The sequence below is a fragment of the Pseudomonas mohnii genome (assembly GCF_900105115.1).
In the GTDB taxonomy this organism is placed as follows: domain Bacteria; phylum Pseudomonadota; class Gammaproteobacteria; order Pseudomonadales; family Pseudomonadaceae; genus Aquipseudomonas; species Aquipseudomonas mohnii.
The window spans coordinates 5105979-5132978 of record NZ_FNRV01000001.1 but is presented as its reverse complement, the minus strand read 5'-3'; the positions used below and the strand labels follow the sequence as shown (position 1 = coordinate 5132978).

The following is a 27000-nucleotide window of genomic DNA, read 5'->3' as shown; positions in this document are numbered from 1 at the left end:
GTGAAGGAACCACGTCATGTCTACCGCAACACCCCCTGTCTCCAGCAAGTTGTTCGGCCTGTTTTGCCTGGCCAGCTACCTGCTGTCGCTGTCTTACGGTTCGACCTTTTTGCTGTCGCTGTTGATCGGCTCTCGCGGTGGCAATGAGCAGGATGCCGGCAGCGTGATTTCGGTAGCGATGCTCAGCACTTTCGCCGCCGTAATCGTCTCCGGTCACTTGTCCGACTGGCTCGGCGCGGCCCGTTCGGTGGCGCTGTTCGGCCTGTTGCTGGTCGCCGCCAGCCTTGGTTTTGCCCTGACGCCAGGCTTCGGCCATCTGCTGCTGATTTTCGGGTTGTTGCTGGGGTTGGGTTGGGGCGTGTTCTACACCCTCGGGCCGATCATCGTCGCCAGCCTGGTGACGCCGGCGCAGCGAGCCAAGTATTTCGCCCTCCTGTCGGGCAGCATGATGACCGGCATCGGCAGCGGTCCGTTGCTCGGTCGCGCCGCGAGCGCCCTCGGCTATCCGGTAACGGCGGCGTTTTACCTGGCGGCGCTGGCGAGTCTTGTGGGGGTACTGCTGTTCTGGCGTCTGGACCGACACCTGAAAACGGCCGCGGCGCAATCGACCGTCGTATCGCGGATTTCCTGGCACGCCGCGGCCCGAGTGCTGTCGTCCAGAGCGGTGTTTCCGATCATCATGGTCGGCCTCGGTGGCTGCGTGTTCGGCGGATTGTCGAGCTTTCAAACCAGCTACGCGGCGCAGCGCTCGCTCGACTATTCGTTGTTCTTTCTCGGCTTCATGAGCGCGGCGATCAGCGGTCGCCTGCTGATCGCCGGATTCGTGGTCAAGCGCGATCCACTGCGTGCGTCCTGCCTGCTTTCGGGGCTGATGCTGGCCTCGATCCTGATGTTCGGGTTCGTGGTCGACAACGGCTTCAACTACGTGCTCGCCGCCGTGATGCTCGGGGTCGGTTACGGCCTGACCTATTCAGTGATCAACGGCCTGGCCGCCAATGAGGCGCCGAGCGGCACCACCGCGCAATCCTTGCTGCTGTTCAGCCTGTCGTACTTCATCGGCGTATTCGGCTTTCCATTGCTGGCCGGGAAAATCATCGTCGAACACGGCATGGCCACGCTGCTGCTCACCGTAATGGCGGTTGCATCGCTCAATTGGTTGATCACCGTCGGGCGCCTGCTCTGGCGTCGAATGAGCATGGCCAAGGCGTTGCAGCGCGCCTGAGCCGTCCGTCGCCCATCAGGCACCCATCGAGATCCGGGGCGGACTAATCAGGTAGGACTCTATTTATTGGAGACAACACCATGAGCCTGTCCCGGTTGACCGCCCTCGCCCTTGCTGCGCTGCTGTCCTCTACCGCCTTCGCCGGGACCACCGGCCCCACTAACCCTGTGGAGAAACCCAAGGCCCCGGCCATCCAGAGCGCCCCTGGCATCAACACCGACGGTGCGGGAATCGACAACCGTTTGCCGCCTTCCACGGGGACCGATCCACGCACCCAGGGCAACGACCCCGGGCGCCAGGGCGGATTCGACTTGCCGGACACCGAAACACCCGGTGACACCGGCGGCGGCCTGGGCTCAAGCACCAGCGGTGACTCGGGCAAAGCCGGCGGAATCAGCCAATAGCTGCCCCACCCCCGGAAAGCAGGATTGCTGTCCCACTTTCGGGGTGCGGATCAGCTATCGCGAATCGCCTTCAGGAGCCGGCTTGCCAACGATGACGGCAGATCAACGGCTAGAGCCATCGCCAATCAACGCATCCACTTCAGCCGCCCCTGGCGAAGTAGCAGGCCCCCAGCGAGTCACCGCCAAAGCCGCCGCCGCATTCGCCCGCCGTGCTGCATCAAACGCCGACAATCCCTGGGCCAGCCCCGCCACGAACACCCCGGCATGGGCATCGCCCGCACCATTGCTGTCCACCGCGTCGACCTTGAAGCCCGGCACATGCCGACGCTCAGAACCCTGGCTGATCCAGCAGCCTTGCGGCCCATCGCGCACGACCATCAACACCGTGGCCGGTAGATGCGCCGCCAGGCACGTCAGCGCGTCGGAGATGTCCGACACCCCCATGAATCTCTGCGCCTCGACCGCGTTGCTGGTCCACAGGTCGATGCGTGGCAACAACGCCTGCATCAGCGGTGCATCCGGTGAATCCACCAAGGGCCCCGGATCGAATACCACCTTGATAGCGCTCGGCAACGCCAGCACCCAGTCCACCAGCGCCTGTGCCTTGCCGACGTGCAGCAGGCTGTAGCCACTGACGTAGACATAATCACCCGCCTCGGCCGACACGCTTGCCAGGTCTTCGGCCGTCAGTTCACCTTCCGCACCGATGTAGGAGACAAAACTGCGCTCGGCCGAAGCGTCGGTGATGGCGACACACAATCCGGTATCGCGCTCGGCGCGCTGAGCGATGCCGATCTGGATGCCCTCCGCGTTCATCGCCTCGCGCGCTAAGTCACCGAAGCGCCCGGTGCCATGCCGACCCAGGTAAACCACCGGCAGACCATTGCGACGGGCGGCGGCCATCACATTGAAACCGCCACCGGCTTCGAAACGGGCCGATTGCGCGAGCACATCGCCACCTGCTTGCGGCAATTTATCCACGGCCATGACCAGGTCGATGATGACCTGGCCGGTGTGCAACAACTTAGGCATGGGCATTCTCGATCAATGCGGCGCGACGATCCTTCGCCCCGCCGAGTACCCGATAAATCCCACCAGCGACCACGAAGGTCACGATCCAGCCGAGGCCGTTATGGCCCAGCCACGAATCGGACAGAAAGCCTTTGAACCAGACGTTGTCTGCGGTAGTGCCAATGGTGGTGAAACTGAAACCGAGCACAATGGCGATGGCCCAGGCACCGAAGGCTCGCCATTCGACGCCGCCGCGATACCAGTAGGCGCTGCTCGGGCTGACATCCAGCAAGTCCTTGGGACTGTAATAGTGACGATGGATCAGGTCGACCACGAAAATCCCGACCCACGCGGTGATCGGCACTGCCAGCAGGGAAATGAAGGTGATGAACGGACCATAGAAACTGTCGGCGATCAGCATGAAGTAAATCGAACCGGCGAAGATCGCAACGATGTCGACCACCACGGCGTAGACACGCTTGACCTTCAAACCGAGGGTCAGCGTGGTCAGGCCGGCGGAATACACCGAGAGGTTATTCGACAGCAGCAGCCCGCCGAATGCGGTGACTAGGTACGGCACGGCCATCCAGGTCGGCAGCATGTCGCGAATCGCGATGATCGGATCGGTGGCCTGGGCCAGGTCGTTATTGCCCACCGACAGCAGGCCGCCGAGGGTGATCAGCAGCACCAGCGGAATGCCCGCGCCGAATGCCGCCGACGCCACCAGGCGCACAGCCTTGACGCTGCGGTGCTGATAGCGCGACATGTCGGCACCGGCATTGGCCCAACCAATCCCGGTGCCCGCCGCCATGGTGCCAACGCCGATGATCATGGCGCTGAGCGGCGCAGGCGTGGCATTGAATACCGCGCTCCAGTCGATGGTGGCGCAGAGGAACCCGCCGACCAGAATGTTCAGCGCGCCGAACACGTAGGTCGCCCATTTCTGGATCACCAACAGCGTGGCGTGACCGAGGCCGGACACCGACAGGGTCAGCAACACGAAAATCGCGATGAACAGCAGCGTCAACAGCGGTGCGCTTTTCGCTTCCACCGGCGAGCCGAACAGAATCGAACACAATGACAACAGCACGAACGCGGCAGTGGTGGTGTTGACCGTTTCCCAACCCAGGCGCGACATCAGTGAGACCAGGGTCGGGCCGATGTTGCCGCGTACGCCGAAGATCGCGCGCGACAGGGTCAGGCTAGGTGCCCGGCCTCGACGGCCGGCGATGGAGATGATCCCGACCACCGCGAAAGAACCGGCGGCACCGAGGATCGCGACGATGATCGCCTGCCAGATCGCCAAGCCGCGAAACGCTACGAGGGTTGCGCCCAAAGGCAGGCCGAGGATGGAAATGTTGGCGGCGAACCAGACCCAGAACAGTTGCAAGGGATGACCCTTGCACTCGGCTTCCGGCACAGGTTCGATGCCACGGGTTTCCAGTTGTCCGGCATTTTGCCCCGCGTTTGATGAACTCATGAAAAAAATGCTCCTGTTGCCTTTGTTGTGGTTGTGGGCAATACGGAAGTCGACACAACGTCTCGGCGTTCCTGGCCGTGCTCGTGCGATCCATTGCGGGTTATCAAATCCAGTGTTCAGCGCGACTATCGCGAGCAGGCTTGCTCCCACAGGGTCACTGCGATCCTGAAGGTACACGCTGTACCTGTGGGAGCGGGCTTGCCCGCGATGGCGTCAGCGCAATCAACGCAAAGCCAATAGCCCCTGCACCAGTGGCTTCAGCTCCAGATCGTTGACAGCCTTGACTGTGTCGATCAACGCGACAGGCCAAGTCTCAAGGCCCAGGTTGGCCCCGAGCATCGCGCCGAGAATCGCGGCGATGGTGTCGGTGTCGCCCCCCAGGCTGGCGGCCATGCACAGCGCTTCGAAGGCATTCATCTCGCCGATGGCCACTTGCTGCGCCAGGGCAAACGCTACCACCACCGATTCCTGTGATGCCACCGAAGTGCCAATCACGTCGTACAGCAGGTCGGCCAACAACGCCTTGTCGCTGTCGATGCTGATGCTGCGCGCCCAACTGATGCGCGAGGCAATGCGTCCGCCGGCAACCCAATGGCCATGGCTTTCGGCTTGCTGGGCGACTTGCTGGCCAAGGTTCAGCGCTTCCCCCAAATCCATGCCGTTGATCCCGGCCGAAACCACCGCCGCCACCGCCGCCGCGCTCGAAATACCCAGCGTGGTGTTATGGGTCACCTGGCAGGCCTGTACCACGGCATCGATAAAACGCGCGGGATCTGCGACGTCGGCCGCGATACCGACCGGGGTGATGCGCATCGCCGCACCGTTGGTGGTGCCGTAACGCCCCGCCTCTTCCGGCGAATGACCGGCCAGGATCATTTCAATCGCACGTTTGGTCGACGGCCCGAGCAAATCCTGGGAGCCCTTGGCCTGCATTTGGGCTTCCCATTCGATCAAGCGCCGGGCGAGCAGCGCCGGTTCGATCCTGCCCTTGCCGTCGATCAGCAACTGGCCGACCAGGATCGCCTGTTCGGTGTCGTCAGTGATCGAGCCCCTGGGCATGTTGGGGGCAATCGGTTGCAAGGGGCCGGCGTCTTGCAGGTCGGTGATTTCGCCGAAGCGCGCCTTGATTTCGGGGCGGCTCAGGGATTGGGTCGGCATTCCCAGCGCATCACCCAGGGCCAAGCCATAGAATGCGCCAAGCGCACGGTTGAGCGCCGTCATTGCGCCGTTCCAAACTGCAGGTGAAGACGAAAGTGCACAGGGTCGAGCAAACTTTCCACCTGTTCCATGAAACGGTTTTGCCGGTCGTACGTGGTGCGCAAGGCTTTCAGGAATACCGTACCGACCGGGCGGCCCAACAGTTCCGCGTCTTCGGCGTTCAGCGGTTCGGCACCGATCCATTGATCGCCGCGTTCACCGATATAGCCATAGGCCGCCAGGGTGATGGTCAGGGAGTTGTCGATCAGACCGACACGCGGCAGGCTTTCCAGACCTCCGGTGGCGGGCATCAAGGAGCGTTCGAGGGAGACCAGCGTGCCGTCGTTGGAACGGCGGCGTCGGTCGAGCGTAATGAACTGGTCGATGCCGAAGCGCGACAGCAGGTCAGGACGGGTCACCGCCTCCAACCGCAGTACTTCGGTGTTGACCAGCGCGCCGCTGTCGGCCAGGGCCTGGGCCCAGCCGTTGCGCTGGTCGAGCACCATACCGTCGAAGGTGACGATGGAGCCTACCCCGCTTTGCGTCGCAATGTAGTTGCGCCGTTTCAACTCGGCCAGGGCTTCACGCAAAGTACCTCGGCTGACTTTGAATTCTTGAGCCAACTGATGCTCGCCCGGCAGATGAAAGCCGTCCTCCATGAGGCCGCTTTCAATGCGCCGGATGAGTTCGTCGACCACCCGTTGTTTCTTGTCGAATCGTACCTGTCTAATCATGTACAAATTGATACCCGAAACGGGTTGGGACGGGCAAGAAATATTTAAGGGAGGTGACAGAAGGATGCGATTGTTCGCGAGAGCGGGAGTGAGTCAGTCATGCAGCCATCGCGGGCAAGCCACGCTCCCACAGATTACGCAAAAACCTGTGGGAGCGTGGCTTGTCCGCGATGGCGCTCGTGAGAGCAGCGAAAATCTCAGCGCTGTTTCAAACGGTCAATCACCACCGCCAACAGCAGAATCGAACCCCGAATCACATACTGGTAAAACGTATCGATATTCTTCAGGTTCATCGCATTCTCGATGATTGCCAGAATCAACACCCCGGCAATCACGTGCCGGATCATGCCGATCCCGCCACTCAACGAAACCCCGCCCAGCACACACGCCGAGATCACCGTCAGCTCGAAGCCCTGGCCGATCATCGGCTGACCCGAGGTCATGCGCGAAGCCAGAATCACACCGGCCAACGCGCCGATCAGGCCATGCACGGCGAAGATAATGATCTTGGTCCGATCAACGTTGACCCCGGCCAGCAGCGCCGCTTCCTGGTTACCGCCGATGGCCATGGTGTTGCGGCCATAGGTGGTGTAGTTGAGCAACCAACCGAAGAACAGGAAGCAGACGATGGTAATCAGGATCGGCACCGGTACACCGAACAGTTGGCCATTGCCGAACACGAAGAATGATTCCTGGGACACGCCCACCGCTTTGCCGTTGGCGAAGATGTAGGCCAGGCCGCGCACGATCTGCATGGTGGCCAGCGTCGTGATCAACGCATTGACCCGCAGCTTGGCAATCACGATCCCGTTGACCAGCCCGACGATCAGCCCCATGACCAGTGCCGCACAGACACCGAGAAACACGCTGTTGGTGTCGCGCATCACCACGGCCGCGACGACCCCGGCACAGGCGATCACCGAGCCCACCGACAAGTCGAAATGCCCGGACGCCAGGCAGTACAACATGGTGCAGGCGGCAATCCCGGTGGTCGAAATCGCCAGGCCCAGGCCACGCATGTTCAGCGGCGATAGGAAATTGTCGATCAGCAAGGTGCAGAGCACGAAGATCCCCACCGCCGCCAGCAGCATCACCCAGTCATCAAGAAAGCGTCGCAGGTCCAGAGGCTTGCGCACGGTCGGCAGGGTTTCGTTTTGGGTTGTCATCATAGTCACCTCTCAGTTCGCCACGCCGTCAGCGCGTTGGCGCGGCAAAGCCAGTTGCAGCAAGTTGGATTCGTTGGCCTGTTCTCGGCTCAGTTCGCCGCGCATGGCGCCTTCGCACAGCACCAGGATGCGGTCGGAAATGCCCATCACTTCCATCAGGTCGCTGGACACCACGATCACCGAAATACCGTCGGCGGCCAGGTTATGGATGATCTGGTAGATCTCGGCCTTGGCGCCGATGTCGATACCGCGAGTGGGCTCGTCGAGCAGCAACACTTTCATCGGCATCGACAGCCAGCGACCGAGAATGGCCTTCTGCTGGTTGCCGCCGGATAGAAACTTGATCTGTTGTCCGGCATGCGGCGTTTTTACTTTCAGTGCCTTGATCTGCTTGTCGGCGTTGCCCTTTTCCCACAGCCCGCGCAACAGGCAGCCAAACGTGGAATGGGCGCCGCGCGCACTGATGTTGATGTTTTCGGCGACGCTGGAGAGCGGCATGATGCCCTCCTTCTTGCGATCCTCCGGGCACAGCAGAATCCCGGCGGCGATGGCGTCGCGGGGTGAACGCAACTTCAATTCGTGGCCGCGCAGTTCAAGGCGTCCGGCGGTGTTTCGCGTAAGCCCGCTGAGCATGCGGAACAGCTCGGTACGGCCGGCGCCCACCAGACCGAACAGCCCGAGAATCTCGCCTTTGTGTGCCTCGAAACTCACCGGTTCGCGCAAGCCTGGCCCGAGCAGGCCGTCGACTTTAAGTGCCACCGCGCCACGCTGGCGGGGACGGTAATCGTAGATGTCCTGGATGTCGCGACCGACCATGCACGTGACCAATTGATCGTGGGTCAGCTCGCTCATGTCCTCGAAGGTGCGTACGTAGCGACCATCCTTGAACACCGTCACCGCGTTGCAGATACGGAACACTTCTTCCATGCGATGGGAGACGTACAGCACCACTTTGCCCTCGTCGCGCAGGCGAGCGATGATCGCCATCAAGCGGTCGATTTCCCGCGCCGACAGGCTGCTGGTCGGCTCATCGAAGGCAATCACATGGGCGCCACGGGACAAGGCCTTGGCGATTTCCACCAGTTGCCGTTGCCCAAGGGACAGGCGTCCGACTTTTTCCTGGGGGTCGATTTCATCGGCCAGTCCCTTGAGGCAGGCCAGCGCTTGCTGGCGCAGGGTACGGCGATTGATCAAGCCGAAACTGGCTGGCAAATGCCCAAGGAACAGGTTTTCCGCCACGGTCATTTCCGGCACCAGGTGCAGCTCCTGGTGGATCACCGCCACCCCGCTGCCAATGCTGTCGGCGGTAGACTTGAAGACCATTGCCTGCTTGCCGATCTGCAAGTCGCCGCTGCTCGGGGTATAGGCGCCACCGAGGATTTTCAGCAGGGTCGACTTGCCGGCGCCGTTCTCGCCCATCAGGGCATGAACCTGCCCCGGATGGGCGACGAAGCTGATGCCATCCAGCGCCTTCACGCCGGGAAAGGTTTTGCCAATCCCGTTGAAGCGCAAGCTGCCACCGCCACTAAAGGAACGGCCGGTGCGTTGTTGTATTTGTGTTTGCGCGTGCATAACCACCTCATGACACAGATCAGGCAACCCCGTGGCCGGGGCTGCCGATGAAATCAACCCGCCCTCAGTTCCACAGACCGATCTTTTCCAGCTCCTGCTTGAAGTTGTCGCGGGTGATCAGCGTCACGTCATCCATGGCCGTGTATTTCGCCGGTTCTTTGCCGGTGGTGACCCACTCGTACATCATGCTGGCGGTGTTGTAGCCCTCGATGTGCGGGCTTGGCAGCATCGAGCCATAGAAGCCACTGTCGGGTTTCTTCAATTCACCGATGGCATCGGTGCCGTTGATGCCGATGCCGATCACATTCTTCGCCGCGAAGCCGGCAGCTTCCGTGGCGCGCACGCCGCCGAGCACGGTGTTGTCGTTCATGCCGCCGATGATCAGGTTCTTCGCCGCGCCCGGCAGCTTCACCAGCGCCGAGTTGGTGGCGTCCATGCTGCCCGGCACGTCGAGGGTTTTCAGCGCCGAGAACAAGATGTGATCCTTCGGCATGCCGGCGTCTTCCAGCGCCTTGACCGAACCGTCGGTGCGTTTCTTGCCGGTGTCGAGTTCGTTGTAGGTGTTGATCACCGCGTAGGTGTCTTTCCAGTCCCAACCGCGCTTTTTCGCTTCGGTGGCCATGGCGCCGCCCTGCTTCTGGCCGACTTCGAACGCTGCCATGCCAAGGTACGGAACCTCTTCCATGAATTTGCCACTGGCATCGACGAAGCGGTCATCGACGGCGATCACTTTCAAGCCGTTGAGCTTGGCCTTGGCCATGATCGCAGGGCCGAGGGACACATCGGGCGGGCAGATCACAAAACCCTTGGCGCCGTTGGCGGCCAGGCTGTCGATGGCCGACAGGGTCTTCTCGCCATCAGGCACGGCAATCTTGATCAGGGTGAAGCCCTTCTCCTTACCGGCCTTTTCGGCGAAGGCCCATTCGGTCTGGAACCACGGCTCTTCCGCTTGTTTGACCAGAAACCCGATTTTCACTTCCTCGGCCGCCAGCAGCGTACTGCTCAGGCTGACCGCAGTGACCGCCAGAGCGGCACAGCACAGGGAACGGATTGCACGACGACGATTCATAGGTTTTGACTCCTTGTTATTTTTGTTGAGCATTCTTCGAAAGCGTTCTTTTCAACCAATGGCGCGGTGAAACCTTATCGCTAAATAGTCATATCGTATGATGATTGAGTTTCAGGCGCAGTACTGCGCCTGAAATCCTCAGGTTTCAGTCGTGGTACATGACCGAGCGCCCACCATCGATGGTGATGCACGACGCGTTGATGAACGGCGCTTCATCGCTGGCCAGGAACACCGCTGTCATGGCGACTTCTATCGGCTGACCGATTCGTTTTGGCGGGTGCAGATCAAAGGCGCGCTGACGCTCGGCATAAGGATCGGCAAAACCGTTCCAGTAATCGACGTTCAACTGAGTTTCGATGTAGCCCGGTGCAATGGCATTGACGCGAATACCCTTGGGCGCATATTCGATGCCCAGGGCACGGGTCAGGCCGAGCAAGCCGTGCTTGGCCACCGGGTACGGGAAGCAACCGGGAATGATGTGGCTGGAATGGGTCGAGGCAATGTTGATAATGCTGCCGATGCCCTGCTCGATCATCTGCGGCAAAACGGCCTTGCAGCCGAACCAGGCGCCGTCGAGGTCGATGGCAAAGCAGCGACGCCAGTCTTCTTCGGTCATTTGCAGCGGGTCGCGGAACACATTGACCCCGGCACAGTTGACCAGCACGTCGATCCGGCCGTGACGTTCCACCGCCAGCCTGGCCATGGCGTGCAGATCCTGCTGGTGCGAGACATCGGCCTTGATCGCCACCACATCGGCACCTTTTCCCCGCCAGTGCGCCGCAACCTTTTCGACTTTATCCCCCTGAATATCGCTGATGATCAGCCTGGCTTGCTGAGATGCGAAGCTGGCGACGATCGCTTCGCCAATACCCTGAGCCGCGCCGGTGAGCAACACGACTTTGTTTTTCAAGCGCTCGCCCTTCGGCGGTTCGGGTACCGGTGGCAAGGAAAGAGGTTCAGCCATGGATCAAGACTCCTGTTCGAAAGCACGACGAAAACCGGGCATCCGTGGATGTCCGGTCAAAAGGCGTTGAGGCAAGAACAGGCACGCAAAAAACGTTTCAGCTTTGAAACGCTCTGAAGCACTGACTCCGCACGGGAAGACGGTGGAATATCGCTGCATCACTTCACCTGTTTTGTTTTTCTTAAGTGTGAGTGCATGTAACTGGTGAGGCCGACTATAAACCTGGCCCAGGATAAATCTCAATATATATATTTACATCCCATATTTTGGGATTTATCCCGCAAAACGAGTGCAATGCTTTCCGGGGACGTCCACACGAATCGACAACACGGCCCCATCCAGCGAATGCCCGAGCGGGCTCGCGGCACTGGTGATGTACAGGGTTTTAAGATCGGTATCGCCGAACACGCAACTGGTGGGGCGGCTGACTGGCAGCTCAATCACCCGATCGACTTTCCCGTCCGGACTGAGCCTGAGCAGGCAGCTACCGTCCCACCGGGCGTTCCAGATAAAACCTTGCGCATCCATCGCCGATCCGTCCGGACCGCCGCGCCCATGGGCTGCAAACCAGGTCTGCGCCGGTTCGAGGTTGCCGTCGGTGCGGATGACATGTTGATACAGCGTGCCATCGAGGCTGTCGCCGAAATACAGGGTGGTGACGTCATCGCTCCACAACAACGTATTGGGAATGCCCAAACCGCGAAGCAGGGGCGTTACCCTGGCGTCGCGGTCAATGCGAAACAGCCCGCCGGTACGCCGCACGATGGGCAGGTCTTCGCCTTGTTCGCCGATATTGTTTTGCATGGTGCCGAGCCAGAGCCGACCGAGGGCATCGCAACGCGCTTCGTTGGCGCGGTTGCCCGGTTGCGGGTCGGCAACGCAGAGCAACGTCAGCCGCGGCTCCAGGCCGGGCGAATCCAGATCAAGTCGATAGACGCCACTGCTCAAGGTCACCAGTGCATCGCCGCGCTCACACGGAATGAACGCTGACACGTGCTCCGGCATCTGCCAGATCTGCACGTTGGCGCCAATCAGCCGCAACGCTTGCTTGCCGGCGATGTCCACCCAGTACAGTGCCTGGTTCGGCGCATCCCAGAATGGGCCTTCACCGAGTTGCGCCCGGTGTCCGGTCACCGCTGTCCACGTCATGAAACCTCCTGCTTTCTTATTCTTTTCAGGTCGGAGCCGGTTTGCCGGCGCCCACAGGTTCTTCGTTTTCAGCTGGCTTTTTTGTCGGCCATGACCTGCGGGTAGTAGCGCTTGATCGCCAGGTCAGCGTTGTCGATCAGGGTCATGCAGGCCCAGACACCGCGCGCGGCATCGCGGGCGGCGATGGCTTGGGCCATGTCTTTATGAATGGGCAAGGTGCGACGCAGTTCGTCGGGGTCGGCGGCGGACACTTCGAAACACACCGCCAGCAAGGCACCGAGGGCCGGCACCATTTGCTCGATGAATTGATTGTGGCTCGCGGCGAGGATGCACTCATGGAAGAGCTGGTCGGCGCGGTTGTAGTCGATGCCACTGTCCACGGCGCGTTCGAGCGCGTTGCAAGCCAGTAAAATCGCCTCGACCTGCTCGCCCGTCGCCCGCTCACAGGCCCAGCGCACGGCCATGGGTTCGATGGTGCGGCGCAGGTCGAGCAAGTCATCGACGAAGTTTTCCGGCAAGCCGCTGCGCGACAGCCAGCCGACGACTTGCGGATCGAACAGGTTCCAGCGCCGTACCGGCAACACACGGGTGCCGACCTTCGGCCCGACTTCGAGCAGGCCTTTGGCAACCAGGGTTTTGATGGCTTCGCGGATGACGGTACGACTGACGCCGAGCTGCTCGCCGAGGTCAGCTTCGACCTTGATGGTTTCGCCGGGCTTCACTTGGCCGGTAGCGATCCAGCAACCCAGCCAATCGACGGTCGACGCATGAAAACTGCTGGACATGGATATCCCCAAAGCCATTCGCTAAGGTGGCCACGCTAATCATCATATGATTGACTGTCAAATTGATTTTTTGAACACACGCAAACCCTTTTGGGAGCGAGCTTGCTCCCATAGGGTTATGTGTCAGGGCTCAAGACCGATGCGGAAAAACTCACCCCCACTCCACACGCCCAACCAACGCTGCCCATCGATCTCGCGACTGACTGCCAGCTCAACCAGTTGGTAAAACACATTGCGATGGATCAGCGCTTCAAGGTTCGTGCGCACATGCACGTAAGGCGCCGGTTCCTGGGTGAGTGGATCGACCACCACACGAATCGGGTGTTCAGCACCGGCGTCGGTGGTTTCGTCGACGTTGGTGGTGAAGCGCAGGACCTGCGCCTCACCCTCGCCTTCGACGTCCACGGCGATGGCCACGAAGGGCGCGTCATCAACCTTGATGCCGACCTTCTCGACCGGTGTGATTAGGAAATAATCATCGCCATCGCGACGAATGATGGTGGAGAAGAGTTTGACCATCGGCTTGCGCCCGATCGGCGTGCCCAGGTAATACCAGGTGCCGTCGCGGGCGATGCGCATGTCGATGTCGCCGCAGAAGTCGGGATTCCACAGGTGGACCGGCGGCAAGCCTTTGGTTTTGGGGATTTGCCCCAACAGGTCGTTGGCTTTTTGCGGGCCACTCATGGCGATCTCCTTTGATTTACTGGTCGCTGAGCCCCAGCAGACTACGAGCGTATTGCTCCAGCGGCGGGCCCATCAGGTCTTCCGGCTTTTTATCGTGGAACGTCAGTAAACCGCCACGACTCTTGATACGTGCAGTATCAATCAAATACTGGGTGCTGGTCTCGATCAACATGATCTGAATCACGCCGCTGTCGATTCCGAGGCGATCCAGCGCCTCTTGATCCAGCCATTCATCCGAGTTGCCAATGCGGTCATCGGACTTGGCGAAACGGGTGTAGAGCAGGTAATGGGCGCCAACGGCACGGGCTTCGCTCATGGCCTGGTCCAGACCTTCCGGCGTGCGAGCGCGGCGAACCATCGGGAAGTATTCGACAAAGCCATCAAAGGCGACTTCGGCGATCACGTTAGGTCGCGGGTAGACGGCACTGCCCGGCGGTACGAATGCGCCCTGGGCAATATAGACGAACGAGTCCGGCTGAATGCGCAGGTTATTCACGCGGCGGCTGTCGCTGTGGTCCAGCAGACCGGCGTCGCTCATGTGGTAACGAGTCCCTTCGGCCATATCGCTGACATTCATGCAGCCGCCAAGCGCCAAAACGGCCAGCAGCAAAACCAGGCTACGCATCCTATCCTCCAGAGGCCGGTGTCGGAAAACCGGCGAATGGCCATGGGATGCAGCTTTTGCGCCACCTCACGGACATCGTCACCTGATCCAACGCAATCGCGGGCAAGCCACTCTCCCACAAGGTTTTACGTAGATGCTTGTGGGAGCGTGGCTTACCCGCCATGAGGCCGGTTCAGCCGCCGATAATCTTCATGACTGTGGCACCACCGGAAAACGCCACCTCCTGCTTGTCGCCCAAGGCTTTCACCAAAAGCCGCTGGAGCGCCGGCAGCGCTTGATGACGCGGTTTGTCCAACAGATCGCCGACGTAGTGGCGATTGCTCGAGGACAAACAGCCATGCAACCAGCCGGTGGAGGACAGGCGCAGCCTGGAACAGGTGCGACAGAACGGCACGCTTTCGTTGGCGATTACACCGAAATGGCCCATCCCCGGAATCTCGTAACGCACGGCCGTGGCATCGAGTGGGGCATCGGCCTGGAGATATTCGTAGCGTTCGCCGATCAGGCTCAACAACTGCTGAAGGCTGACAAACTGCTGCAGGAAGGCATTGGAGTCGCTGGCCAGGTGGCCCATTCGCATCAATTCGATGAAGCGCAGCTCATAGCCACGCTCCAGGCAGTACTCGAGCAGTGGCATCACCTGGTCAAGGTTCTGGCCACGCAACGGCACCATGTTGACCTTGATCTTCATGCCGGCGGCGCTGGCCTGGTCCATGCCGTCGAGTACCGTCGCCAGATCGCCGCCACGGGCAATGCCGCGAAAGGCGCTGGCGTCGAGCGTATCGAGGGAAACGTTGATGCGGCGAATGCCGGCATTGACCAGCAATGGCAGCTTTTTCGCCAGCAGTTGGCCATTGGTGGTCAGGCTGATGTCTTCCAGGCCCATCTGCCCGATGGCGGTCATGAAGGCTTCGAGTTTGGGGCTGACCAGCGGCTCGCCGCCGGTGATGCGCAAGCGCTCGATGCCTGCCGCTTCAATCAGATAGGCCACGCCGCGCGCCATGGCTTCGGCCGACAGTTCATCCTGCGCAGCCACCAGCCGCTTGCCGTTAGGCACGCAGTAGGTACAAGCGTAATTGCAGGCTGAGGTCAGACTGATTCGCAAATTACGAAAACGCCTGCCTTGACGGTCAACGATCATGGATCACTCCGGCGGAAGAAAATCGAACCGCTAAAACTTGACTCACAAATCAAGTTTTAGCAAGCCCTATGCCTGAGTATATTCCTGCGGTATCGCACCATGTAACGAATTCATGGCGTCATAAGGCAACTGAATGGCTCAGCTGCTCGGGGCGTCGGTGTCGCGCTTGCGCTTGTTGCCCATGCGAACGCCGATGTCCATCAGGAACTGGAAGAAGCCTTCCTGATCTTCCAGCACATTGCTCCAGAACGGCGAGTGATACAGGGCCACGGCACCGTGCACCAGCGCCCAGGATGCGCAGTAATGGAAGTAAGGCGGCACGTCTTCCAGCTTGCCTTCGCTGATCCGGCCCTTGATCAGCAAGGTCAGGCGTTCGAAATTCGAGGCGCGGATCTTGTGCAACTCCTCGATCATCTCCGGAACCTGGTTGCCCTTGACCACCTTTTCTTCCAGGCGATCGAACAGCCGATAACGTTGCGGGTCACGCATGCGGAATTCGAAATAGGCGCGCGACAGGGCTTCCTTGTCCTTGTCGACGTCGGCCGAATGCAGCAGTTCATTCAGATCGCGCTCGTAGTCGAGCATCAGCCGCAGATAGATCTCGGCCTTGGATTTGAAATGCTTATAGATCGTGCCTTTGCCGATACCGACGGCATCAGCAATCATCTCGACGGTGACACTGTCTTCACCTTGTTCGAGGAACAGCTTGAGCGCGGTATCGAGAATTTCCTGCTCGCGGCGGCGAAACTCACGGACCTTACGAGGTTCTTTATGCATAAGAAAAGGTCTGTAGGGGTCAAAATTCGAAGCCGCGTATTATGCCTAACTTACGCAAAAATGCACGGATCATCCGACCATGTCTGTGTTTCCTGATGAATTCGGACAGGGTCTGCGCCTGATGAGAACGCTTCCGAAGCGGGCGTATTCCAAAATTGTTTAAAAACTGTGTCCGGTAAACTGGACTGGGCGCAATAGTGATCAATACTTGAACTGTCGGCGGGGCATCTCCCCCAAGTGTCACGCCGATATTGGTACCAACGGACCGCGTGCCATTGTTTTACTCCTAATGGTCTTAACCCGGATTCACCCCCCAGAACCCGGGTTTTTTTTGCCTGCGATTTAACCCTGTAGGAGCGAGCCTGCTCGCGAAAGCGGCTTCGAACCTTAAACTGATTTCACATGCGCCAGCGGGAACAATCGCTTGAAGTTCTCGGTGGTCTGCTCGGCAAATCGCTCGTAGGGTTCACCGCGCAGCATGGCCAGAAACTCTGCCACTTCTCGCACATACTGCGGCAGGTTCGGCTTGCCACGATAGGGAATCGGCGCCAGATACGGCGAGTCGGTTTCGACCAGCAACCGATCGGCCGGGACTTTGCTGGCCACATCACGCAACGCATCGGCATTGCGGAAAGTGACAATACCGGACAGGGAAATGTAATAACCCATGTCCAGGGCTGCCTTGGCCATGTCCCAGTCTTCGGTGAAGCAATGCAGAACGCCCGCCTGGGGCAGCGCCGCTTCACGCAGCAAGTCGAGGGTATCTGCACGGGCACCACGGGTATGGATGATCACCGGTTTGCCGGTTTGTTGCGCCGCTTGCAGGTGCAGTCGAAAAGACGCCTGCTGCAATTCGGCGGCTTCGGGTTCGTAGTGGTAGTCCAGACCGGTTTCACCAATCGCCACGACGCGCGGGTGATTGAGTTCCTGCAACAGCCAGTCCAGCGCAGGCGCCGCTCCCGGCTGCACATCCAGCGGATGCACGCCAACCGAGCAGTCGACGTCGTCATAACGCTCGGCCAGCGCTTTGACATCAGCCGCGTTATCGACGCTGACGCCGATACACAGAAAGTGCCCAACCCCGCGTTGACGAGCGGCATCCAGAGCTGCGTCCAGGGATCCGTCGTGGGCTGCCAGGTCAAGGCGATCAAGGTGGCAATGGGAATCTACGAGCATAAAAAGGGCTGCAACTTACATCGTATGAGTGGGAAGGCCGGACTCGAGGACTCCGGCCAGATGGATTTCGATTCGACTGCGGGCAGTGTTTTCACCATGGTTGAACTGTACGCCAACCCCGGTGGCCTGGTAACGCCTTACCGCTGACAGGTAGCGTCCAGGTTACCTCTGGGCAGGCAGGGACGCCCACTGCACCAGCAGCGCCTCCAGCAGCAACACCCGGTTGAGGTTGGCCTTGCTCAGTACTTTCTGGCGCTGGGCAAGGATCCAGTCCTGGATATTCAGGACTTTGTCCTGCGCGGTCTTCTGCGCCAGGTATTGAATCACCTTGCGCATATCCGGCAGTCCCAGCCCCTCTTCGTCCTGGGTCAGCTGATAGCGCAGGATCAGGCTCGACCAATCGCAGAACCAGTCAAACAACAGCAATAACGGGATCGCATTCCAGCCTTCGGCCAGTTGGGTCGGCGATTGCTGCTGCTTGAGCAGCTTCTTCACGCCATCGACCACTTGCGCACGTTGTTCGCGCACACCTTGAGCCTGCAAATTGACCGCGGCCAATGGCGAACCGGCCGCCAGGGTCAGCAATTCAATACGCTCTTCTTGCGAGCAATCCGGCAGCGCTTTCGCCAGCCAGGCCAGGCTCATGGCTTCACTCGGTAGCGGGCAAGCCTGCTGCACGCAGCGACTCTTGATGGTCGGCAGCAAACGGCTCGGCTGGTGGCTGACCAACAGCAATACGGTATCGCCAGACGGCTCTTCAAGGCTTTTGAGCAAGGCGTTGGCGGCGTTGATGTTCATTGATTCGACGGGCTCGATCAGCACCACTTTACGCCCGCCCAGCTGCGCGGTCTGGACCACGAAGCTGACCAGGTCACGTACCTGATCGACTTTGATGGCCTTGTCGGCCTCTTCCGGTTCGAGAATGTAGTTGTCGGGGTGACTGCCGGCCTTGAGCAACAGGCAGGATTTGCATTCACCGCAAGCGCCCTGCGCAGTGGGACGCTGGCACAACAGACTGGCCATCAGGCGCTCGGCCAGCGCTCGCTTGCCGATCCCGGCCGGGCCATGCAGCAGATAGGCGTGGGCGTGATGCGTACGACCGGCCAACTGGTGCCAAAGGCTGTCCTGCCACGGATAGGCTTCAGCCACGGGTCAGCTCCAGCAGACGCGGCAGCAAGGCATCGAGGGACTGCTGAACCTGCGCAAGCGGCTGCGCGGCGTCGACCAATACATAACGTTCCGGCTCCGCTGCCGCGCGCTTGAGGAAGGCACTGCGCACCGCATCGAAAAAGGTTCGGCCTTCGAGCTCGAAGCGATCGAGACGACCCCGCGCACTGGCACGGGCCAGGCCCACTTCTACCGGCAGGTCGAAAATCAGTGTCAGGTCGGGACGCAGATCGCCCTGCACGAAGGTTTCCAGTGTCGCGATACGCTCCAGCGACAAGCCGCGGCCACCGCCCTGATAGGCGTAGGTCGAATCGGTAAAACGATCACAGAGCACCACAGCACCCCGAGCCAGCGCAGGGCGGATCACCTCGGCCAGATGCTGGGCCCGCGCGGCGAAGACCAGCAGCAATTCGGTGTCCGGGTTCATCTGCTCTTCAACCGGTGCCAACAGCACTTCGCGGATACGCTCGGCCAGTGGCGTACCGCCCGGTTCGCGAGTCAGCACGACCTCAATACCGGCGGCGCGCAGGCGCTCGGCCAGGTATTCGCGATTGGTGCTCTTGCCGGCGCCTTCCGGGCCTTCCAGCGTAATAAACAAGCCAGTCACAGGCAGTCCTTAGTCAGAGTCATTGCGGGCTTTGCGGGGCGGCTGCGTCCGGCTCCGGAGCAGTCGCTGGCGCAGGTGCGGGATCTTGCGCCGGCACTGGCGACAGGGCTTCCGGGGCCGGATCGGGTGAAGCAGCCGGAATCGCCTGGCCTTCCGCGGCCGGGGTCTCCTGCGTGTCGGGTACGGTGGCGGGCGCCGGGCTGGAGCGGTAATCGGCACGACGCTTGAGCTGGAACTCGCGCACGGCGTTGTTGTGGGCATCCAGGTCATCGGAGAACACGTGGCTGCCATCGCCACGAGCGACAAAATACAGGCTGTTGCCAGCCACCGGATTCAACGCCGCATGAATCGCTTCACGGCCGACCATGGCGATCGGGGTCGGCGGCAGGCCGGCAATCACATAGGTGTTGTACGGCGTTGGCTCCTTGAGATGGGCGCGGGTCAATTTGCCGCTGTACCGATCACCAAGGCCGTAGATCACCGTCGGGTCGGTCTGCAGCAACATGCCGATCGCCATCCGCCGCACAAATACACCCGCGATCTGCCCGCGTTCCTGTGGCACGCCGGTTTCCTTTTCCACCAGCGAGGCCATGATCAACGCCTGATAGGGCTCGGTGTAGGGCGCATCAGGGGCACGCCGCTCCCATTCCTTGGCGAGCACTTCATTGAGACGGTCATAGGCTGTTTTCAGCAGTTCTGCGTCGGACATTCCACGAACGAAGCGATAGGTGTCAGGGAAGAATCGTCCCTCAGGGAAAATTCCGCCATGGCCGAGCTTATCCATGACCTGGGTGTCGCTCAGGCCGTCCAGGGTGTGATCGAGTTTCTCTTCCTTGGCCAAGGCGGCGCGAACCTGATGGAAGTTCCAGCCTTCGACCAGGGTTACGCTGTACTGCACCATTTCTCCACGCTTCCACAGATCGATCAGACCTTCTACGGTCATGCCGGGAAGCATGCGGTATTCGCCGCTGTGCAAGGGTTGTTTCGGTAGATTGAAACGCCAGTACAGGCGCAGCCAAAAAGCGTCCTTGATGACGCCATCGGCTTCGAGTCGGTAGAAGGTGCGGGTCGGCGTGGTGCCCTTGGGCACCTCCAGCAGTTCTTCCTGAGCGATATTCAGCGGCTGCACCAGCGCCGAATGAACTTTCCAGGCAGAAGCGCCCAACATCAGCCCTGCCAGAACCAGTCCGGTTTCCAGCAGCAGCAAGAATTTACGTCTCACGTATCAAGCATCCAATAGCGCACGGGCAATGATTTGGAGTTTACGGGTGAGCGGCCCAACCGGCCAGCTCAGTGCGGCATAGGCATGCACGGGCCAAATACCATACACGCTGTTGCAGACAAAGACTTCGTCAGCCCATTGCAGCTGTTCGAGGGTGATATCGGTGATTTGCGTGGGAATGCCCAATGACTCGGCTTGAAACAATATCTCGGCACGCATCACACCTTCCACGCCGCAACGTTTCAGATCGGCCGTGATCAACTCGCCATTGCGTACGAGGAACAGGTTACTGAACACACCTTCGATCACGCGCCCCGCCTGATCGAGCATCAGGCCTTCGGCATGTTCGGTGTCTCGCCATTCGGCGCGGGCGATCACCTGTTCGAGGCGGTTCAAGTGCTTGAGACCGGCGAGCAATGGCTGAATGGAAAGTCGTGTCGTGCAGGGGAACAGACGAACACCCTGCTCAGCATGGGCGGCTGGATAAACGGCTGGAGGATTACCAGACAGGATACGTCGGGCCTGGGCTGAAGGATCGAAAGCGTAGCCACGCAAGCCATCGCCGCGAGTCACGATCAGCTTGAGCACACCTTCGTCCAGCTCCCTGGCGTAGGCCAGCAGCTCCGTGGCCATCGCATCACGATCAAGGTTGATCGCCAACCGCTGGCACCCCTTCGCCAAACGCTGCAGATGGCGGTCCAGCAACACTGGAAGGCCACGCCGCACGGCAATGGTCTCGAACAGACCATCACCATAAGCCAGGCCGCGATCCTTCAGCGACAAAGCGTCAGCCGGCTGACCGTCGACCCAGCTGTCCATCAGCCTGCGAACCGGCGGAATACCAGCGAGCCGTTGGTACCGCCAAAACCGAAGGAGTTGGAGAGGACGACATCGATATCCATGTTGCGCGCGGTGTGCGGCACAAAATCGAGATCGCAACCTTCGTCCGGTTCATCGAGGTTGATGGTCGGTGGCGCCACCTGACTGTTGATCGCCAGCACGCTGAAGATCGCCTCGACCGCGCCCGCCGCACCCAGCAGGTGACCGGTCATGGATTTGGTCGAACTGACGGCCAGCTTGTAGGCGTGATCGCCGAACACCGAACGGATCGCATTGGCTTCCGCCAGGTCGCCAGCAGGCGTCGAGGTGCCATGGGCGTTGATGTACTGCACTTGATCGCCATTGATCCTGGCGTCGCGCAAGGCATTGGTGATGCAGCGCGCAGCACCGGCGCCATCAGCCGGAGGCGAGGTCATGTGATAGGCATCGCCACTGGTGCCGAAACCGATCAGTTCGGCATAGATGGTCGCGCCGCGGGCCTTGGCGTGTTCCAGCTCTTCAAGAACCAGCGCACCGGCACCATCGGAAAGCACGAAGCCATCACGGCCCTTGTCCCATGGGCGGCTGGCGCGGGCCGGTTCGTCATTGCGGGTCGACAAGGCGCGAGAGGCACCGAAGCCGCCCATGCCCAGGCCACAGGCCGCCATTTCGGAGCCGCCGGCAATCATCACGTCAGCTTCGTCGTACATGATGTTGCGTGCAGCCATGCCAATGCAGTGCGTACCCGTGGTACATGCGGTGGCGATGGCGTAGTTAGGTCCCTGTGCACCCAAGTGGATCGACAGGAAACCGGAAATCATATTGATGATCGAGCCAGGCACGAAAAACGGCGAAATCCGTCGTGGGCCGGAATCATGCAAGGTACGGCTGGTTTCTTCGATATTGGTCAGTCCGCCAATGCCCGAGCCCATGGCGACGCCAATGCGCTCACGGTTGGCATCGGTGACTTCCAGGCCGGCATTGCGTACCGCCTGAAAACCTGCGGCCAGGCCGTACTGAATGAACAAGTCGAGCTTGCGGGCTTCCTTGACCGACAGGTATTCCTCGACATTGAAACCCTTTACCGAGCCGCCAAAACGGGTGGAATAGGCAGAAAGGTCGGTGTGTTCGATCAGACCAATGCCACTGCGGCCAGCCAGAATGCCCTGCCAGCTGCTTGGCACATCCGTGCCCAGTGGCGACAACATACCCATACCGGTGACTACGACGCGTCTACGCGACACAGCACTCTCCTTTTTTGAAATGACGACTTTGCATCAGGCCTAAAGAAAAAACCGCACGCCGTGATAGCAGTGCGGTTTTTCCATGACAGCAAGCAACGATTACAAACTATTACGCCTGGTGGCTAGTAACGTAGTCGATTGCAGCTTGTACAGTAGTGATCTTCTCAGCTTCTTCGTCAGGGATTTCGGTCTCGAATTCCTCTTCCAGAGCCATCACCAGCTCAACGGTGTCAAGGGAGTCAGCACCCAGGTCTTCAACGAAGGAGGCAGTGTTGATCACTTCTTCTTCTTTAACGCCCAGTTGCTCGGCAACGATTTTCTTGACGCGCTCTTCGATGGTGCTCATACCTTGTTTTCACTCCTAATGGACAAATTCAGGCAGCTGGCCAGTGGGTAAGTGTATAGAAAGACTTTTCAGCTTTTCAACTGAAAGCTTCACTCCTCAAACCCTGCAGCCCTCTGCCTATAAATAGATTGCAGCTTTATAACGGATTTTAGACAGCTCGTATGACATTTTTTTGAAGCAATCCGTCACATTTAACTCATGTACATCCCGCCGTTCACCGGGATTGTAGCCCCAGTAACGTATGCCGCACCGTCGGACGCAAGAAAAGCGACCACAGACGCGATCTCTTGTGCTTGCCCCAGACGACCCAGCGGAATCTGCGCCTGCAAGGCTTCACGCTGCGCCTCGGGCAGTTCGCGGGTCATATCGGTATCGATGAACCCTGGGGCCACCGAGTTTACCGTAATCGAACGCGAACCGACTTCACGCGCCAGTGCACGACTGAAACCTTCCAGACCGGCCTTGGCGGCAGCGTAGTTTACTTGGCCTGCGTTGCCCATGGCACCCACAACCGAGCCAATACTGATAATTCGTCCCCAACGGGCCTTGGTCATGCCACGCAAAACGCCCTTGGACAGGCGGAACAGACTGTTCAGGTTGGTATCGACAACGTCATGCCACTCGTCGTCTTTCATGCGCATCATCAGGTTATCGCGGGTGATGCCGGCATTATTGACCAGAATCGCCGGCGCACCGAACTGCTCCTGAATGCTCGCCAGGACAGCCGCCACGGACTCGTCGCTGGTGACATTGAGTTCCAGGCCAGTGCCCTGAATGCCATTTTCCTTCAGGGTGGCGGCAATGCGCTCGGCACCCGAAGCGGAGGTCGCGGTGCCCACAACGATGGCGCCCTGACGACCCAGTTCCAGGGCGATAGCCTGGCCGATACCGCGGCTTGCACCAGTGACCAGTGCAACTTTACCTTGCAGACTCATGCAAGCTTCTCCTGATTCAGGCCAGCGCTGCACGAGCGGCAGCGAAAGCGTCTGGGGTATTGAGGTTGGAAGTCGATACGCCTTCGGCGCAGCGTTTGTTCAGACCGGCCAGCACTTTGCCCGGGCCGCATTCGACCAATTGAGTTGCCCCCTTGGCCGCCAGTGCCTGGACCGATTCGACCCAGCGCACAGGCTTGTAGAGCTGTTCAAGCAGATCGCGCTTGAGGGTTTGCAGATCGGCCGGCACCTCGGCACTGACGTTCTGCACCACCGGAATCTGCGGCGCCTGCCAGTCGATCGCCGCGATCGACTCAGCGAAACGCTCGGCGGCCGGGCGCATCAGCTCGCAATGGGACGGCACACTGACCGGCAGTGGCATGGCTCGCTTGGCACCACGGGCCTTGCAGCCTTCGATGGCGCGCTCGACCGCCGCCTTGGCACCGGCGATAACCACCTGGCCCGGGGAGTTGAAGTTGACCGCGCTGACCACTTCGCCTTGTGCCGCTTCAGCACAGGCCGCCACTACGTCAGCATCGTCCAGCCCGAGGATGGCGGCCATGCCACCCTGCCCGGCCGGAACGGCTTCCTGCATCAGTTGGCCACGACGCTCGACCAGCTTCACTGCATCGCCCAGGCTCAGGCTGCCCGCCGCGACCAGCGCGCTGTATTCACCCAGGCTGTGACCGGCCACGTAGGCTGGACGCGCACCACCTTCAGCCAGCCACAGACGCCACAGGGCGATCGAGGCGGTCAGAATGGCCGGCTGGGTCTTATCGGTTTGATTGAGTTGCTCTTCCGGCCCTTGCTGGGTCAGTGCCCACAGGTCGTAACCCAGAGCATCGGAAGCTTCTTTGAATGTTTCGAGGACAACCGGATGTTGCGCGCCCAACTCGGCCAGCATGCCGAGGGACTGCGAACCCTGTCCCGGAAAGACGAATGCGAGGGAAGCAGACATGTAACAAGCCCCTAATGATCTTGTCGTCGGAGAATTGACGTCCCTCTTGGGGGACGCAAGAAACTGACAGTTGGATGGCCAATTGAACTGAGCGGTCACATTTAAGCATTGTCCGACGAAAACGCCTAAAGCAACAAATCCGCAAGACGACCGTGAAGCCGTTCAGGCAGGTTTTCCTGAATCTCGATCAGGGCACGCTGAATGGCACTCTGAAAGCCCTGCACTCCGGCAGAACCGTGACTTTTCACCACAATCCCCTGCAACCCCAAAAAGCTTGCGCCATTATGCCGCGCCGGAGCCAGATCCGCCTGCAGGCGCTTCATCAACGGCAGCGCCAATGCACCGACCATTCGCGACATCAGGGTTTTCTTGAACAATGCCTCGATGCGTCCGGCAATCATGGTGGCCAAGCCTTCGCTGGATTTGAGCAGGATATTGCCGACAAAGCCATCACACACCACGACATCCGCCTCACCACGGTACAAGCCGTCACCCTCAATGAAACCGATGTAATTGATGCCACGGGCATTCTGCAACAACGTTGCCGCCAGTTTGACCTGCTGGTTGCCCTTGATGTCTTCAGTGCCGATATTCAGCAGCGCTACACGCGGACGAACAATACCGAGGGTTTCTGCCGCGACAGACCCCATCACCGCGAACTGCAACAAGTGCTCGGCACTGCAATCGACATTCGCACCCAGGTCGAGTAACTGGCAGTACCCTTTCTGCGTCGGAATCGCCGCGATCATGGCGGGCCGATCAATGCCAGGCAAGGTCTTGAGCACAAACCGCGACAACGCCATCAACGCACCGGTGTTGCCAGCACTGACACAGGCCTGGACCTTGCCGTCACGCAGCAACTCAAGCGCCACGCGCATCGAGGAATCAGGCTTGCCGCGCAGGGCCTGGGCCGGTTTTTCGTCCATGGTGATGAATTCGGACGCAGGTGTAATCGACAGGCGAGCGCGATCCACAGCCGAATGGCCAGCGATCAATTCTTCAAGGAGGGAGGCTTGACCGACGAGGGTCAGGTGTAGCGAGGGTGTAGCAGACAGGCAAGCAAGGCTGGCCTGGACAATGCTGCGGGGACCGAAGTCCCCGCCCATTGCGTCAATCGCGATGACTTGAGCGGACAAGTGATTACTCGTCAGCGCCCTTGTCGATCACTTTACGGCCACGGTATACGCCTTCTGGCGATACGTGGTGACGCAGGTGAACTTCACCAGTGGTTTTTTCTACAGACAGAGTGCTAGCCTCAAGAGCGTCGTGCGAACGGCGCATGTCACGGGCAGAGCGGGATTTTTTGTTCTGCTGAACAGCCATAATTGATTAACTCCTAAACGTTTGGGTCACGCTTTAACTGCGCCAATACACTGAACGGGTTGGACCGCGTTACCTCGTCCTCGCTCGGTTCGGGCTCATCTGCTCCCGCCGGCTGCTGGCATTCTTCCGGATGATGAGCAGGCACAATGGGCAAGGCGAGCAGAAGCTCCTCCTCGATCAGTGACTGCAGATCCAATGGATCTTCGCCCAGTTCCAGCACGTCATAACCTTTCGGCAACGACTGGGTATTCGCACCCTCCTTCACCACAGCATAACTGCATTCGCTATGGATCGGCAGGGTGACCAGCTCAAGACAACGCTGGCAAACCATTTTGACTTCAGTGTCGATAAAGCTGTGGATGACCACAGATTTACGTTCATCTCGTTCAAAAACGAATTTAGCCTGCACCGTACCGACATTGTCGGAAAGCGGGTCGCAGAGTCTCTCCAAATCGGCCAGCAGCATTTCACCTTGAAGGGTGGTGCCACGGTCAGCCAATTTGCGCGGGTCAACGTGAGGTGGAATCGGGTCATTCAACATAGGCGCAGCATTATAGGGATGCCCCCGCCCATGTCAAAGGAAATTCAGCCCTGTCCGTCACTTGGAAGGCTCGCTAGAATTCCCGCCTGCCTTTTGGAGTTGCCCATGCTGCCTTTATTACTCGCTTCCAGCTCGGTATATCGCCGGGAATTGCTGGCCCGCCTGCAACTGCCGTTTACCTGTAGCTCGCCGGATATCGACGAAAGCCATCGCCCGGGAGAGACCGCCGTTGATCTGGTCAAGCGCCTCGCCGAGGAAAAAGCCCGCGCATTGACCGGCCGTCACAGCGCTCACTTGATCATTGGCTCCGACCAGGTTGCCGTGCTCGGGGACAGCATCATCGGCAAGCCCCACACCTTCGAAAAGGCCCGCGAACAACTGCTGGCCGCCAGCGGTGCCAGCGTGACCTTCCTGACGGGCCTGGCACTGCTCAATAGCCAGACCGGTCGCTGCCAGATCGATTGCATACCGTTCACCGTGCACATGCGCACACTCGACAACGCCCGCATCGAGCGCTATCTGCGCGCCGAACAACCCTACGACTGCGCTGGCAGCTTCAAAGCCGAAGGCCTGGGCGTGAGCCTGTTCCAAAGCACCGAAGGCCCGGACGCCACCAGCCTGATCGGATTACCGCTGATCCGCCTTGTCGACATGCTGCTGACTGAAGGCGTGCAAATTCCCTGAG

Annotated in this window: 29 protein-coding genes; 3 read left to right on the top strand and 26 right to left on the bottom strand. The window is 60.0% G+C overall.

Features of this window, described 5'->3' with window-relative positions; translation table 11 throughout:
- Positions 1-16: 16 nt before the first annotated feature.
- Together BLV61_RS23880 and BLV61_RS23875 are read left to right on the top strand one after the other, a co-directional pair.
- Entirely contained in the window at positions 17-1222 is a 1206-nt protein-coding gene (locus tag BLV61_RS23880; RefSeq protein ID WP_090467798.1) for an MFS transporter, read from the top strand.
- A gap of 80 nt (positions 1223-1302) precedes the next feature.
- Positions 1303-1626 carry a hypothetical protein gene (locus BLV61_RS23875; RefSeq protein ID WP_090467796.1) on the top strand — a complete coding sequence of 108 codons (324 nt, stop codon included), beginning with the start codon at positions 1303-1305 and terminating at the stop codon, positions 1624-1626.
- 102 nt (positions 1627-1728) lie between these two features.
- Here the strand turns inward: BLV61_RS23875 and BLV61_RS23870 are convergent, their stop codons facing one another.
- The 26 genes from BLV61_RS23870 to BLV61_RS23740 form a co-directional block, all read right to left on the bottom strand.
- On the bottom strand, positions 1729-2658 hold the full coding sequence (locus BLV61_RS23870; protein WP_090467794.1) for a PfkB family carbohydrate kinase: 930 nt from the start codon (positions 2656-2658) through the stop codon (positions 1729-1731).
- Positions 2651-4117: a purine-cytosine permease family protein gene (locus BLV61_RS23865; protein ID WP_090467792.1), complete on the bottom strand. Its 1467-nt coding sequence runs from the start codon at positions 4115-4117 to the stop codon at positions 2651-2653. Before BLV61_RS23865 ends, BLV61_RS23870 begins: the two co-directional genes overlap by 8 nt.
- 222 nt (positions 4118-4339) lie before the next feature.
- The gene (locus BLV61_RS23860; protein ID WP_090467789.1) at positions 4340-5338 is read right to left on the bottom strand and encodes an ADP-ribosylglycohydrolase family protein; all 999 of its coding nucleotides are present in this window, start codon (positions 5336-5338) and stop codon (positions 4340-4342) included.
- Positions 5335-6048, bottom strand: coding sequence for a GntR family transcriptional regulator (locus BLV61_RS23855; RefSeq protein ID WP_047527004.1), 714 nt, complete (start codon positions 6046-6048; stop codon positions 5335-5337). The genes BLV61_RS23860 and BLV61_RS23855 overlap by 4 nt, the downstream gene beginning before the upstream one ends.
- A 197-nt stretch (positions 6049-6245) precedes the next feature.
- Positions 6246-7214, bottom strand: a complete 969-nt coding sequence (gene araH, locus BLV61_RS23850; RefSeq protein WP_090469963.1) for an L-arabinose ABC transporter permease AraH — start codon at positions 7212-7214, stop codon at positions 6246-6248.
- 12 nt (positions 7215-7226) lie between these two features.
- Positions 7227-8786 (bottom strand): L-arabinose ABC transporter ATP-binding protein AraG, encoded by a 1560-nt coding sequence (gene araG, locus BLV61_RS23845; RefSeq protein ID WP_090467786.1) that lies wholly within the window; start codon positions 8784-8786, stop codon positions 7227-7229.
- Between the two features lie 64 nt (positions 8787-8850).
- A complete protein-coding gene (locus tag BLV61_RS23840; RefSeq protein ID WP_047527000.1) occupies positions 8851-9855 on the bottom strand; it encodes a substrate-binding domain-containing protein in 1005 nt (334 codons plus the stop codon).
- Positions 9856-10000: 145 nt separating this feature from the next.
- Positions 10001-10819, bottom strand: a complete 819-nt coding sequence (locus tag BLV61_RS23835; RefSeq protein WP_090467784.1) for an SDR family oxidoreductase — start codon at positions 10817-10819, stop codon at positions 10001-10003.
- Positions 10820-11092: 273 nt separating this feature from the next.
- Positions 11093-11968 (bottom strand): SMP-30/gluconolactonase/LRE family protein, encoded by an 876-nt coding sequence (locus BLV61_RS23830; protein ID WP_090467782.1) that lies wholly within the window; start codon positions 11966-11968, stop codon positions 11093-11095.
- Between the two features lie 68 nt (positions 11969-12036).
- On the bottom strand, positions 12037-12753 hold the full coding sequence (locus tag BLV61_RS23825) for a FadR/GntR family transcriptional regulator (protein WP_047526995.1): 717 nt from the start codon (positions 12751-12753) through the stop codon (positions 12037-12039).
- Positions 12754-12876: 123 nt separating this feature from the next.
- Entirely contained in the window at positions 12877-13437 is a 561-nt protein-coding gene (locus BLV61_RS23820) for a DUF1285 domain-containing protein (RefSeq protein ID WP_047526994.1), read from the bottom strand.
- 16 nt (positions 13438-13453) lie between these two features.
- Positions 13454-14062: a DUF4823 domain-containing protein gene (locus BLV61_RS23815; protein ID WP_047526993.1), complete on the bottom strand. Its 609-nt coding sequence runs from the start codon at positions 14060-14062 to the stop codon at positions 13454-13456.
- A gap of 172 nt (positions 14063-14234) precedes the next feature.
- Positions 14235-15203, bottom strand: coding sequence for a GTP 3',8-cyclase MoaA (locus BLV61_RS23810; RefSeq protein WP_047526991.1), 969 nt, complete (start codon positions 15201-15203; stop codon positions 14235-14237).
- 138 nt (positions 15204-15341) lie between these two features.
- A complete protein-coding gene (locus tag BLV61_RS23805; RefSeq protein ID WP_047526990.1) occupies positions 15342-15980 on the bottom strand; it encodes a TetR/AcrR family transcriptional regulator in 639 nt (212 codons plus the stop codon).
- A gap of 387 nt (positions 15981-16367) precedes the next feature.
- The gene (locus tag BLV61_RS23800) at positions 16368-17156 is read right to left on the bottom strand and encodes a TatD family hydrolase (protein ID WP_047526989.1); all 789 of its coding nucleotides are present in this window, start codon (positions 17154-17156) and stop codon (positions 16368-16370) included.
- A gap of 162 nt (positions 17157-17318) precedes the next feature.
- A complete protein-coding gene (locus tag BLV61_RS23790; protein ID WP_090467780.1) occupies positions 17319-18305 on the bottom strand; it encodes a DNA polymerase III subunit delta' in 987 nt (328 codons plus the stop codon).
- Positions 18298-18930 (bottom strand): dTMP kinase, encoded by a 633-nt coding sequence (tmk, locus tag BLV61_RS23785; protein WP_090467778.1) that lies wholly within the window; start codon positions 18928-18930, stop codon positions 18298-18300. The genes BLV61_RS23790 and tmk overlap by 8 nt, the downstream gene beginning before the upstream one ends.
- A 19-nt stretch (positions 18931-18949) precedes the next feature.
- Positions 18950-20152 carry an endolytic transglycosylase MltG gene (mltG, locus tag BLV61_RS23780; RefSeq protein WP_090467776.1) on the bottom strand — a complete coding sequence of 401 codons (1203 nt, stop codon included), beginning with the start codon at positions 20150-20152 and terminating at the stop codon, positions 18950-18952.
- Between the two features lie 3 nt (positions 20153-20155).
- The gene (pabC, locus tag BLV61_RS23775; protein WP_090467774.1) at positions 20156-20971 is read right to left on the bottom strand and encodes an aminodeoxychorismate lyase; all 816 of its coding nucleotides are present in this window, start codon (positions 20969-20971) and stop codon (positions 20156-20158) included.
- Entirely contained in the window at positions 20971-22215 is a 1245-nt protein-coding gene (gene fabF, locus BLV61_RS23770) for a beta-ketoacyl-ACP synthase II (RefSeq protein WP_047526983.1), read from the bottom strand. The genes pabC and fabF overlap by 1 nt, the downstream gene beginning before the upstream one ends.
- Positions 22216-22324: 109 nt before the next feature.
- Entirely contained in the window at positions 22325-22561 is a 237-nt protein-coding gene (gene acpP / locus BLV61_RS23765; RefSeq protein WP_024076962.1) for an acyl carrier protein, read from the bottom strand.
- A gap of 191 nt (positions 22562-22752) precedes the next feature.
- The gene (gene fabG, locus BLV61_RS23760; protein WP_047526979.1) at positions 22753-23496 is read right to left on the bottom strand and encodes a 3-oxoacyl-ACP reductase FabG; all 744 of its coding nucleotides are present in this window, start codon (positions 23494-23496) and stop codon (positions 22753-22755) included.
- Positions 23497-23512: 16 nt separating this feature from the next.
- On the bottom strand, positions 23513-24451 hold the full coding sequence (gene fabD, locus BLV61_RS23755) for an ACP S-malonyltransferase (RefSeq protein ID WP_047526978.1): 939 nt from the start codon (positions 24449-24451) through the stop codon (positions 23513-23515).
- Between the two features lie 125 nt (positions 24452-24576).
- On the bottom strand, positions 24577-25587 hold the full coding sequence (plsX, locus tag BLV61_RS23750) for a phosphate acyltransferase PlsX (RefSeq protein ID WP_090467772.1): 1011 nt from the start codon (positions 25585-25587) through the stop codon (positions 24577-24579).
- Positions 25588-25591: 4 nt separating this feature from the next.
- Positions 25592-25774 carry a 50S ribosomal protein L32 gene (rpmF, locus tag BLV61_RS23745; RefSeq protein WP_003179396.1) on the bottom strand — a complete coding sequence of 61 codons (183 nt, stop codon included), beginning with the start codon at positions 25772-25774 and terminating at the stop codon, positions 25592-25594.
- A gap of 13 nt (positions 25775-25787) precedes the next feature.
- Positions 25788-26315: a YceD family protein gene (locus BLV61_RS23740; RefSeq protein WP_007942001.1), complete on the bottom strand. Its 528-nt coding sequence runs from the start codon at positions 26313-26315 to the stop codon at positions 25788-25790.
- A gap of 105 nt (positions 26316-26420) precedes the next feature.
- On the opposite strand from BLV61_RS23740, the gene BLV61_RS23735 reads away from it, so the two are divergent.
- On the top strand, positions 26421-26999 hold the full coding sequence (locus BLV61_RS23735; RefSeq protein ID WP_090467770.1) for a Maf family protein: 579 nt from the start codon (positions 26421-26423) through the stop codon (positions 26997-26999).
- The last annotated feature ends 1 nt before the right edge of the window (position 27000 follow it).

Coding starts and splice junctions, on each gene's coding strand:
- araG (WP_090467786.1), bottom strand. CDS start 8,786: ATGCACGCGCAAACACAAATACAACAACGCACCGGCCGTTCCTTTAGT.
- BLV61_RS23800 (WP_047526989.1), bottom strand. CDS start 17,156: ATGCTCGTAGATTCCCATTGCCACCTTGATCGCCTTGACCTGGCAGCC.
- BLV61_RS23875 (WP_090467796.1), top strand. CDS start 1,303: ATGAGCCTGTCCCGGTTGACCGCCCTCGCCCTTGCTGCGCTGCTGTCC.
- BLV61_RS23870 (WP_090467794.1), bottom strand. CDS start 2,658: ATGCCTAAGTTGTTGCACACCGGCCAGGTCATCATCGACCTGGTCATG.
- fabD (WP_047526978.1), bottom strand. CDS start 24,451: ATGTCTGCTTCCCTCGCATTCGTCTTTCCGGGACAGGGTTCGCAGTCC.
- BLV61_RS23820 (WP_047526994.1), bottom strand. CDS start 13,437: ATGAGTGGCCCGCAAAAAGCCAACGACCTGTTGGGGCAAATCCCCAAA.
- BLV61_RS23840 (WP_047527000.1), bottom strand. CDS start 9,855: ATGAATCGTCGTCGTGCAATCCGTTCCCTGTGCTGTGCCGCTCTGGCG.
- BLV61_RS23735 (WP_090467770.1), top strand. CDS start 26,421: ATGCTGCCTTTATTACTCGCTTCCAGCTCGGTATATCGCCGGGAATTG.
- BLV61_RS23825 (WP_047526995.1), bottom strand. CDS start 12,753: ATGTCCAGCAGTTTTCATGCGTCGACCGTCGATTGGCTGGGTTGCTGG.
- BLV61_RS23865 (WP_090467792.1), bottom strand. CDS start 4,117: ATGAGTTCATCAAACGCGGGGCAAAATGCCGGACAACTGGAAACCCGT.
- BLV61_RS23805 (WP_047526990.1), bottom strand. CDS start 15,980: ATGCATAAAGAACCTCGTAAGGTCCGTGAGTTTCGCCGCCGCGAGCAG.
- BLV61_RS23860 (WP_090467789.1), bottom strand. CDS start 5,338: ATGACGGCGCTCAACCGTGCGCTTGGCGCATTCTATGGCTTGGCCCTG.
- BLV61_RS23835 (WP_090467784.1), bottom strand. CDS start 10,819: ATGGCTGAACCTCTTTCCTTGCCACCGGTACCCGAACCGCCGAAGGGC.
- BLV61_RS23830 (WP_090467782.1), bottom strand. CDS start 11,968: ATGACGTGGACAGCGGTGACCGGACACCGGGCGCAACTCGGTGAAGGC.
- fabG (WP_047526979.1), bottom strand. CDS start 23,496: ATGAGTCTGCAAGGTAAAGTTGCACTGGTCACTGGTGCAAGCCGCGGT.
- pabC (WP_090467774.1), bottom strand. CDS start 20,971: ATGGACAGCTGGGTCGACGGTCAGCCGGCTGACGCTTTGTCGCTGAAG.
- BLV61_RS23855 (WP_047527004.1), bottom strand. CDS start 6,048: ATGATTAGACAGGTACGATTCGACAAGAAACAACGGGTGGTCGACGAA.
- BLV61_RS23740 (WP_007942001.1), bottom strand. CDS start 26,315: ATGTTGAATGACCCGATTCCACCTCACGTTGACCCGCGCAAATTGGCT.
- araH (WP_090469963.1), bottom strand. CDS start 7,214: ATGACAACCCAAAACGAAACCCTGCCGACCGTGCGCAAGCCTCTGGAC.
- BLV61_RS23880 (WP_090467798.1), top strand. CDS start 17: ATGTCTACCGCAACACCCCCTGTCTCCAGCAAGTTGTTCGGCCTGTTT.
- BLV61_RS23810 (WP_047526991.1), bottom strand. CDS start 15,203: ATGATCGTTGACCGTCAAGGCAGGCGTTTTCGTAATTTGCGAATCAGT.
- acpP (WP_024076962.1), bottom strand. CDS start 22,561: ATGAGCACCATCGAAGAGCGCGTCAAGAAAATCGTTGCCGAGCAACTG.
- BLV61_RS23815 (WP_047526993.1), bottom strand. CDS start 14,062: ATGCGTAGCCTGGTTTTGCTGCTGGCCGTTTTGGCGCTTGGCGGCTGC.
- rpmF (WP_003179396.1), bottom strand. CDS start 25,774: ATGGCTGTTCAGCAGAACAAAAAATCCCGCTCTGCCCGTGACATGCGC.